Genomic DNA, 9,122 nt, shown 5'->3' with positions numbered 1-9,122 from the left:
CCGGCGACGCCCGCGCCACCGGCCGCGGCCCCGCGGCCGGCCGGCGACGCCGCCACCGGCGGCGGAGCCTCCGACGACACCTGAGAGAATCGGTCCGTGCACATGCCCGAAGCGTCCAGCCCAGTCAGCCCGGCCGCCGCGCCCGCCCCGCGGGTGTTCTCCGGCATCCAGCCCACCGCCGACTCGTTCCACCTCGGCAACTACCTGGGCGCGTTGCGGCAGTGGGTGTCGCTCCAGGACACGCACGAGACGTTCTACTGCGTCGTCGACCTGCACGCGATCACCGTGGAGCACGACCCGGAGCTGCTCCGCCGCCGGACGCGGGTCTCGGTGGCGCAGCTCATCGCGATGGGCGTCGACCCGGACCGGGCGACGCTGTTCGTGCAGAGCCACGTCCCCGAGCACGCCGAGCTGGCGTGGGTGCTCGGATGCATCACCGGGTTCGGCGAGGCGAGCCGGATGACCCAGTTCAAGGACAAGTCGTCCAAGCAGGGGGCGTCCGGGACGAGCGTCGGGCTGTTCACCTACCCGGTCCTGCAGGCCGCCGACATCCTGCTGTACACGCCGGAGCCGGGCAGTGCGGCGCTGCGCGTCCCCGTCGGCGAGGACCAGCGGCAGCACCTGGAGCTGACCCGGACGCTCGCGCAGCGGTTCAACCACCGGTTCGGCGAGACGTTCGTGGCCCCGGAGGCGCACATCCCGGAGGGCGCCGCCAAGATCACCGACCTCCAGGAGCCGGACGCGAAGATGAGCAAGTCGGCGTCCTCGCCGCAGGGCATCATCGACGTGCTGGAGGAGCCCGGCCCGATGCGCAAGAAGATCATGCGCGCGGTCACCGACACCGGCACCGAGGTGGTCTACGACGAGGAGAAGAAGGCCGGCGTCACGAACCTGCTGCGGATCTACTCCGCGCTGGACGGCACGTCCGTCCCCGACCTGGAGGCGAAGTACGCGGGGTCCGGCTACGGCCAGTTCAAGAAGGACCTCGCCGAGGTCGTCCTCGGCACCTTCACCCCGATCCGGGAGCGCACCACCGCGCTGCTGGACGACCCGGCGGAGCTGGACCGGATCCTGGAGAAGGGCGCCGAGCGCGCCGGGGCGGTCGCGGCGCGCACCATGGAGATCGTCCGTGAGCGGGTCGGCTTCGTGGGACGCGGTCGCTGACCGTGGCCGGCGAGGGGGCGCGTCCCGGGCTCGCGGACACCTTCATCGGGGTGCCCGGGGGCCCGGCCGCCGGTGGCGTCCGGATGATCGGGGTCGCGATCCCGGTCCCGGATCCGTACGGGACGGAGCTGCAGCGCATCCGCGCCTCCTACGGCGACCCCCTCGCCACCGCGATCCCGACGCACATCACGCTGATGCCGCCGACCGAGGTCGCCCCCGACGAGATGGGGGCGATCGAGGCGCATCTGCTGGACGTCGCGCATGCCGAGCGGCCGTTCCGTATCCGATTGCGCGGCAGCGGAACGTTCCGACCGGTGTCCCCGGTCGTGTACGTGGCGCTGGCGCAGGGAATCGGCGGCTGCGAGCGCGTGCAGGCGCAGGTCGCGTCGGGGCCCCTAGCCCGGCCGCTGCCGTTCCCGTACCACCCGCACATCACCATCGCCCACCACCTGCCCGACGACGTGATGGACCGCGCCTACAAGGACATGTCCGCCTACCGCGCCGAGTTCGAGGCGTGGGGCTTCTCGCTGTACGAGCACGGCCTGGACGGCGTGTGGCGGCCGCAATGCGATTTCGTGTTCGGCAATGGGAAACGCCACTCAACGTTCAACGGTTGATTACCGTCCGCCGCATCGAGAGCCAAGGGTTGGGTACGTTGCGTACATGCGGCAGGTGATCAGCGGGGTTCAGCGGTGGATCGAGGCTCTGCTGGCGGACGGGAAGGCCGTGCTGGGCGCCGCCCGCGGCCGCTGGCGCTGGTTCGACCACCTCGCCCGCGCGTTCGAGCGCTACCAGGAGCGCCGCGGCGACCGGCTCGCCGCCGCCCTGACCTGCTACGGGTTCCTGTCGTTCTTCCCGCTGCTGGCGCTGGCGTACTCGCTGCTCGGCTACCTGGTCGGGATCAGCACGCAGGCCCGCGACTACTTCGTCAAGGCCGTCCAGGAGCTGCTGCCGGGGCTGTCGGACCAGCTCCAGGTCGAGCAGATCGCCCAGTCCAAGACGGCGGTCGGCGTCGTCGGTCTGGTCGCGCTGCTGTTCACCGGGCTCGGCTGGGTGCAGGTGCTGCGCGAGTCGCTGCGCGACATCTGGGGCAACCCGCCCACCGGCGGCGGCAACTTCTTCCTCAAGCGGCTGTGGGACCTGGCCGTGCTCGCGTTCCTCGGCGTGATCCTCATCTGCGGGATGGCGGTGTCGACGGTCACCTCGTCGGCGACCCACACCGTCCTCGGCTGGTTCTCGCTGGAGGACGTCCCGGGCGCCGGCACCGGGCTGCGGCTGCTGTCGCTGGCCTGCGCCGTCGCGTTCGACACGGTGATCTTCCTGGTGCTGTTCACCCGGCTGTCGGGGACGATCGCGCCGTGGCGGCGGATCATCCGCGGCGCGCTGTTCGGCGCGCTCGGCCTGGAACTGCTCAAGCAGGTCGCGACGCTGCTGATCGGCCGGACGACGCAGAACCCCGTGTACGCCTCGTTCGCCGTCCTGGTCGGGCTGATGGTGTGGATCAACATCGTGTCCCGGTTCACGCTGTTCGTCGCCGCGTGGACCGCGACCCGCCGCGTCGTGCTGAAGGCCGACGCCGAGGACCCGGAGAACCTCGCCGACCGGGAGATCGGCGAGCTGGAGGAGCGCCGCGAGGCGGAGGAGCACCGCGAAGCGGAGAAGCGCCGTGAGGCGGAGGACCGCCGTGAAGCGGGGGACCGCCCCCAACCGGAGGACCGCCGCGAACCGGAGGACCGCCGCGAACCGGAGAAGCGCCGGGAGCCGGAGAAGCCCCGCGAACGGGAACGGGACGGCGCCACGGACGCCCGGGCGTCCTGAACGGCTCTAGCGGGCCCCGTCGTTGTAAGAGCCGTCGTTGTAGGAACCGTCGTCGTAGGAGTCGTAAGGGCCGTCGTTGTAGGACCCCGCGTAGTGCCCGGTGTTCCCGCCGTTCCCTGCGTTCCCCGCGTGCCCCGTGTGGCCCGTGTCCGCCGGGTTCCCGCTGTTTCCGGCAGGGCCCCTGGCGGGGCGGACGTTCCCGCCCGGTCCCACAGCGCCGCCGAGGCCGGTGCTCCCGGCGGGGCTCGGAACGGGGTGGTGGCGACGGCGGCGGTACACCGCGAACAGCACGCCGATGGCCAGCAGCGCGCCGGCCGTCCCGCCGCCGATCTCCCAGACGAGCGCGGACGAGCCGCCCGAGGAGTCCAGCGAGGTGCCGGGGAGCACGCCGCCCGACTCGCCGTCGGCGTGCTTCTTGGCCTGGGTGTCGCCGGGCGCCGCCAGCGTGCCGACCGGCTGCACCTTGCCGCGCGCGGCGAAGCCCCAGTCCAGCAGCTTGGCGGCGGCCTGGAACGGCGAGCCCTCGCCGTGCATCACCGAGACGATGATCGTGTGCCCGTCGCGGCGCGCCTCGGCGACGTAGGTCTGCTGGGCGTGCACGGTGTAGCCGTTCTTGCCGCCGAGCATGCCGCGGTAGCCGTACTTCTGGCCCGGCAGCAGCTTGTTGTGCGTGTAGATCGGATAGCCGCCGACCTTCTTGTGCTTCTTCCTCTCCTTCTTGGTCGGCGGCGCCGGGAACTGGAACTGGGTGGCCTGCACGTACGTCCGGAACTGCGGGCTCTTCATCGCCTCCCGCAGGAACAGCACCAGGTCGTAGGCCGACGTGTGCTGGGTGCGGAGGTTCAGGCCGTAGTCGACGTCGAGGCCGTTCGGCGACGCGGCGAGCGTGTCGTCGGCGTGCAGGTACCTCGCCTCGGTGTTCATGTCGGCGATGGTCTTCTTCATGCCGCCGTTGGCCTCGGCGAGCGTGACCGCCGCGTCGTTCGCCGACATCATCATCAGCGCGTGGAAAAGGTCGGAGACCTTGTACTGCATGGACGGCGTCAGCCCGACCTTCGTGCCCTCGACGTCGCACGCCTTCTGCGACGGGCGGACGAGCCGGTTCGGGTCGAGCTTGGTGACGAGGGTCGCCGACGTCAGCGTCTTCAGCGTGCTGGCCGGCAGGTACCGTCCGTGCGGATCCTTGCCCGCCAGCACCTCGCCGGTGTCGGCGTCGGCGACGAGGTAGGAGGAGAACTGCAGCTTCGGCAGCGCGGGCACGCCCGGCGCCTTGTTCAGCACGATGCCGCGGCTCGCCAGCTGCGGCCCGCCGACCGGGTCGCGCTGCGGCGGCGCGGCCGGGCTCGCGGCCGCGGGGGCCGCCAGCAGGCAGACCGCGCTCAGCGGCACGATCATCGGTACGGTCATCCTCGGCACGGCGCGCCGGACACCGGTCCGCCCCTGTCGTCCTGCTCGCAAGCTTCCGACGCTCCTCAGTCCCGCAGCGGCCGTTCCGCCCCGCACGCCCATGGCTCCCCCGAAGACTAGGCGACACATCCGGCGAAGGGGTACCCGACCGTGAAGACGGCAAGCTCGGGACGGATGAGGCGTATGGTGCGTTAGACGATTTTTGTGGTGCTTATGACTACTCACGGTATGTAAGCGGACGCTAGGCTCGGTCACCGTCCGTCGCCGCAGGTATTTTGGGTCGGGCGGACTAGTTCGATCGAATGGTGCCGAGTACATGATCAATGACCGAAAAGTAGGGGACGCCCGGGCCCGCAGGCGGCCCGTACGGGTCAATTGACCCGCGAAGGGCATGGAGTCCGGCGTGGCGGCGGGCGCGGGCGCCATGATGGTGTGAACACGTGACCTGGACCCGGCGTTTGTCCAGGCTTAGGGACCCGCTGGCTGAATTGCGCCACGTGCCACGCAACGACCTGCAAGGATTGTGGACGGAGGTTGGCCGTGGCCATTGAGTTCAACGCATCGAGGGGCACGACGCTCGGCGTCGAGTGGGAGATCCAGCTCGTCGATGCGGAGACCAGGCACCTGCGGCAGGACGCGCGCCAGGTGCTCGCCGCGCTGCCGTCGCTCAGCGAGGACGGCGAGATCGCCAAGGTGCGGCACGAGCTCATGGAGTCCACCGTCGAGGTCGTGACCGGGATCTCGCACACCGTCGGCGAGGCCAAGAACGACCTCGCGGCCACGCTCGGCGAGCTGCGCACCGCCGCCGCCGACCGCGGCATCGAGCTCGCCTGCACCGGCACCCACCCGATCAGCGACTGGCGCGACGCGGTCATGGCCCCGACGCAGCGCTACGCCGACCTGGTCGAGCAGATGCAGTGGCTGGCCCGGCGCATCCAGACCTTCGGCGTGCACGTCCATGTGGGCGTCTCCGACGGCGCCAAGGCGATCCCGATCGTCAACGCGCTGTCGTCCTACCTCCCGCACTTCCTGGCGCTCACCGCGTCCAGCCCGTTCTGGAGCGGCGCGGACACCGGGCTGGCGTCCTGCCGGGCGGTCGTCTTCGGTCAGCTGCCGACGGCCGGTCCTCCCCACTTGCTGGACGACTGGGCGGCCTTCGAGGATTACATGGACACCTTGCTTCGCGCCGGAACCATCCGGAGCATCAAGGAGGTGTGGTGGGACATCCGCCCCCACCCGGACTTCGGCACCGTCGAGATCCGGATGTTCGACGGGATCCCCACCCTGCGCGAGGTCGGCATGGCGGCGGCGCTGTGCCAGAGCCTGGTCACGCTGTTCGAACAGCAGCTCGACCGCGGCTACACGCTGCCCCGCCCGGCGGCGTGGGTCGTCCGCGACAACAAGTGGCGCGCGACCCGCTACGGCCTCGACGCCATCGTCATCACCGACGACAGCGGCAACACCGCGCCGCTCCGCGACGACCTGTACGAGCTGATCCGCGAACTGGAACCGGTCGCCGACCGGCTCGGCTGCGCCGAGGAGCTCAAGGTCGCCGGCGAGGTCCTGGAGAACGGGGCCCCGTACGAGCGGCAGCGCGCGATCCGGGCGGCGGGCGGATCGCTGGAGAACATCGTCGACGCGGCGGTCACCGAACTCGCCGAGGACAGGTTCGTCGCACTGGGGGAGGTCGTCCATGCCGGGGCCTGAGCGGCCGGCCCGCCCGGACGGGGGCCCCGAGGGAACGGCAAGGGGCGCTTCGGGAGAGAGCACGGGGGGCACCGGCGCGTCCGGTGCCCGTGACGACAGCGGTGACGCCGGCACCACGGGCGGCACCGGCACAGGACAGAACACCCGCGCGGCCGGCAGCGGCGGCGCCGGGAAGAACTCCGGGCGGCGGCCGACCGGCCCCGCCCTCGCGCAGGGGGCGCACATGACACAACCGGGACCCGGGGTGATGCCCGGCCTTGAACCACCGACCGCCCCGGGACCGCACGGCCCCGCGGGCAGCGAGCGCCCGGCGGCCCTGCGGCCGCAGCTCGAGGTGTTCCTCGCCCGGCACGAGGAGGAGCTCGTCGCGTTCCGCCGCGACCTGCACATGCACCCGGAGCTGGGCTACAACGAGCACCGCACCACCGCCCGGATCGCCGAGCGGCTGCGCCTCGCCGGGCTCGAACCGCGGATCCTGCCGAAGGGCACCGGGCTGTTCTGCGACATCGGCCCGGGCGACGGCCCGACCATCGCGCTGCGCGCCGACATCGACGCGCTGCCGCTGCAGGACGAGAAGGAGGACGCCCCGTACCGGTCGACGGCGCCGGGCGTCGCGCACGCGTGCGGTCACGACGTGCACACCACGATGGTGCTGGGCGCCGGGCTGTTCCTCGCCCAGCAGGCCGAGGCGGGGCTGCTGCCCGGCCGGGTCCGGCTGCTGTTCCAGCCGGCCGAGGAGACCCCCGGCGGGGCGCTGGACGTGATGGCCGCCGGCGGCATCGCCGGCGTCGACCGCGCGTTCGCGCTGCACTGCGACCCGCGCATCGAGGTCGGCGAGCTGGGCCTGCGCTCCGGGCCCATCACCGCGGCCTGCGACAAGGTGTACGTGAAGGTGACCGGGCCCGGCGGGCACACCGCCCGGCCGCACCTCACCGCCGACCTGGTGTACGCCCTCGCCAAGATCGTCACCGAGCTGCCGGCGGCGCTGTCCCGGCGGGTCGACCCGCGCTCCAGCCTGTCGCTGGTGTGGGGGCGGGTGTCGGCCGGGTCCGTCGCCAACGCGATCCCCGACGACGGCATCGCCGAGGGCACCGTCCGGTGCCTGGACGACGAGGCGTGGCACCGCGCGCCGGAGATGATGAAGGCGCTGCTGCAGTCCGTCGCCGCCGCCTACGACGTGGAGGCGTCGCTGGAGTACGTCCGGGGCGTCCCGCCGACCGTGAACGAGGCGGCGAGCGTGCAGATGTTCCGGGACGCGGCCGCGCAGGTCCTCGAGCCGGAGGGCGTGGTGCCGACGCCGCAGAGCCTCGGCGGCGAGGACTTCGGCTGGTACCTGGAGTCGATCCCGGGCGCCCTCGCCCGGCTCGGCGTCCGCACCCCCGGCTCGCCCGGCGAGTACGACCTGCACCGCGGCGACTTCGACGTCGACGAGCGGTGCATCCCGGTCGGGGTGCGGGTGCTGGCGGCGACGGCGCTGACCGCCCTGTGGGACGGCGGCCGCCCGGCCGACCCGGAGACCGTCGAGGGCGCCACCCTCGCCTGACGCCTGACGCCTGACGCCTGACGCCTGACGCCTGACGCCTGACGCCTGACGCCTGACGCCTGACCTCCGGCGTCCGGCGCCGGGCGTCCGGCGCTCCGTCGCGGCGGGCCGGCGGCGGTGCTCCGGCCGCCGGCCCGTCCCCCGGAACGGTCACAGGCAGCGATCACCCGCACGCTGACCTGTGCCGATATGCGTACGCATTGGTAACGGACCTGTTGCGAAACGGTGCAAGTCGGCAGCTATTGACCGAACGCGAGGTAGCGTCCCAACGATTTCGGTGGCCGAGCGGCCGCCGATCCCGGGTGGGGAACGGAAGGAGCGCTACCTTGCGCCGTGGACTGAAGATCACTCTCGTCACCGTGACGGGTGCGGCGCTGACGCTGGGCGGCGCTTCCGCGTGCGGTGGCAAGAAGGCCGGCGGCGACAGCGACGGCGGCGACGGCAAGAAGACCCTCAAGGTCGGTCTGGCGTTCGACATCGGCGGCCGCGGCGACCAGTCGTTCAACGACTCGGCGGCGGCCGGCCTCACGAAGGCCGAGAAGGACCTGCACGTCACCACCAAGGAGATCTCCGCGCAGCCGGACGAGCCCGACTCCGACAAGGAGTCCCGCCTGCGGCTGCTCGCCAGCACCGGCTACAACCCCGTCATCGGCGTCGGCTTCTCCTACACCGCGTCGCTGCTGAAGGTCGCCAAGGCCTTCCCGAACACCAAGTTCTTCGTCGTGGACGCCGACGGCTGCAAGGTCGAGGGCGCCAACGTCGCCGGCTCCTGCTTCTCCGAGGAGCAGGGCTCGTTCCTGGTCGGCGCCGCCGCGGCGCTGAAGTCCAAGACCGGGAAGATCGGCTTCATCGGCGGCGTCGACGTCCCGCTGATCCAGAAGTTCTTCGCCGGCTACCAGGCGGGTGCGAAGAAGGCCAAGCCCGGCATCACCGTGCTGCCGCCCAAGTACCTGACCGAGCCGCCGAACTTCAACGGCTTCAAGGACACCGGGCTCGGCAACGAGGCCGCCAAGGGCCAGCTCGACGCGGGCGCCGACGTCATCTACCACGCCGCGGGCGGCGCCGGCATCGGCGTCATCAAGACCGTCGGCGCGGCCGGCAAGTGGGCCATCGGCGTCGACTCCGACCAGTACAACCAGCCCGCCGTCGCCGACGTGAAGACGCACATCCTCACCTCGATGGTCAAGCACGTCGACCTGTCGGTGTTCAACTTCGTCGAGTCGGTCGCGAACAACCAGTTCAAGCCCGGCACGGTGCAGTACAACCTGCAGAACGACGGCGTCGGCTACGCCACCACCGGCGGCAACGTCGACGACATCAAGGCCAAGCTGGACGACCTGAAGTCGCAGATCGTCGCCGGCAAGATCACCGTCCCGACGAAGCCGTAGTGGGGACAGGGCGGGCGGCCGCGGCATCCGCCGGGCCGGCCCGCCCCCCCGTCTCCCGGCCGGGGGGGGGGGGGGCGGCGGGGGGGGGGGCGGGC

The 9,122-nt window shown here is 71.8% G+C and carries 7 protein-coding genes; 6 read left to right on the top strand and 1 reads right to left on the bottom strand.

The window, feature by feature from the left end; all coding sequences use genetic code 11:
• Positions 1 to 102 precede the first annotated feature (102 nt).
• The 3 genes from trpS to ABZ914_RS39930 are packed head-to-tail and all read left to right on the top strand — an operon-like array spanning position 103 to position 2,982.
• Positions 103 to 1,164: a tryptophan--tRNA ligase gene (trpS, locus tag ABZ914_RS39940; RefSeq protein WP_433252936.1), complete on the top strand. Its 1,062-nt coding sequence runs from the start codon at positions 103 to 105 to the stop codon at positions 1,162 to 1,164.
• Positions 1,165 to 1,166: 2 nt separating this feature from the next.
• On the top strand, positions 1,167 to 1,781 hold the full coding sequence (locus ABZ914_RS39935) for a 2'-5' RNA ligase family protein (RefSeq protein WP_500199744.1): 615 nt from the start codon (positions 1,167 to 1,169) through the stop codon (positions 1,779 to 1,781).
• Positions 1,782 to 1,827: 46 nt separating this feature from the next.
• Positions 1,828 to 2,982 carry a YihY/virulence factor BrkB family protein gene (locus ABZ914_RS39930; RefSeq protein ID WP_500199743.1) on the top strand — a complete coding sequence of 385 codons (1,155 nt, stop codon included), beginning with the start codon at positions 1,828 to 1,830 and terminating at the stop codon, positions 2,980 to 2,982.
• A gap of 6 nt (positions 2,983 to 2,988) precedes the next feature.
• Here the strand turns inward: ABZ914_RS39930 and ABZ914_RS39925 are convergent, their stop codons facing one another.
• The gene (locus ABZ914_RS39925; RefSeq protein WP_500199741.1) at positions 2,989 to 4,377 is read right to left on the bottom strand and encodes a D-alanyl-D-alanine carboxypeptidase family protein; all 1,389 of its coding nucleotides are present in this window, start codon (positions 4,375 to 4,377) and stop codon (positions 2,989 to 2,991) included.
• A 552-nt stretch (positions 4,378 to 4,929) separates the two neighbouring features.
• Between ABZ914_RS39925 and ABZ914_RS39920 the strand changes: the two genes are divergently transcribed.
• From ABZ914_RS39920 to ABZ914_RS39910, 3 genes are all read left to right on the top strand, one after another.
• Positions 4,930 to 6,096: a glutamate--cysteine ligase gene (locus ABZ914_RS39920; protein ID WP_387021610.1), complete on the top strand. Its 1,167-nt coding sequence runs from the start codon at positions 4,930 to 4,932 to the stop codon at positions 6,094 to 6,096.
• A 223-nt stretch (positions 6,097 to 6,319) separates the two neighbouring features.
• Positions 6,320 to 7,639, top strand: coding sequence for an amidohydrolase (locus tag ABZ914_RS39915; RefSeq protein ID WP_190867400.1), 1,320 nt, complete (start codon positions 6,320 to 6,322; stop codon positions 7,637 to 7,639).
• Between the two features lie 326 nt (positions 7,640 to 7,965).
• Positions 7,966 to 9,027, top strand: a complete 1,062-nt coding sequence (locus ABZ914_RS39910; RefSeq protein ID WP_387021606.1) for a BMP family lipoprotein — start codon at positions 7,966 to 7,968, stop codon at positions 9,025 to 9,027.
• Positions 9,028 to 9,122: the final 95 nt, after the last annotated feature.

The organism is Spirillospora sp. NPDC046719, assembly GCF_040645715.1.
GTDB lineage: Bacteria > Actinomycetota > Actinomycetes > Streptosporangiales > Streptosporangiaceae > Spirillospora.
Note: the sequence above shows the minus strand (reverse complement) of the source record. Positions and strands in the feature narration are given on the sequence as shown.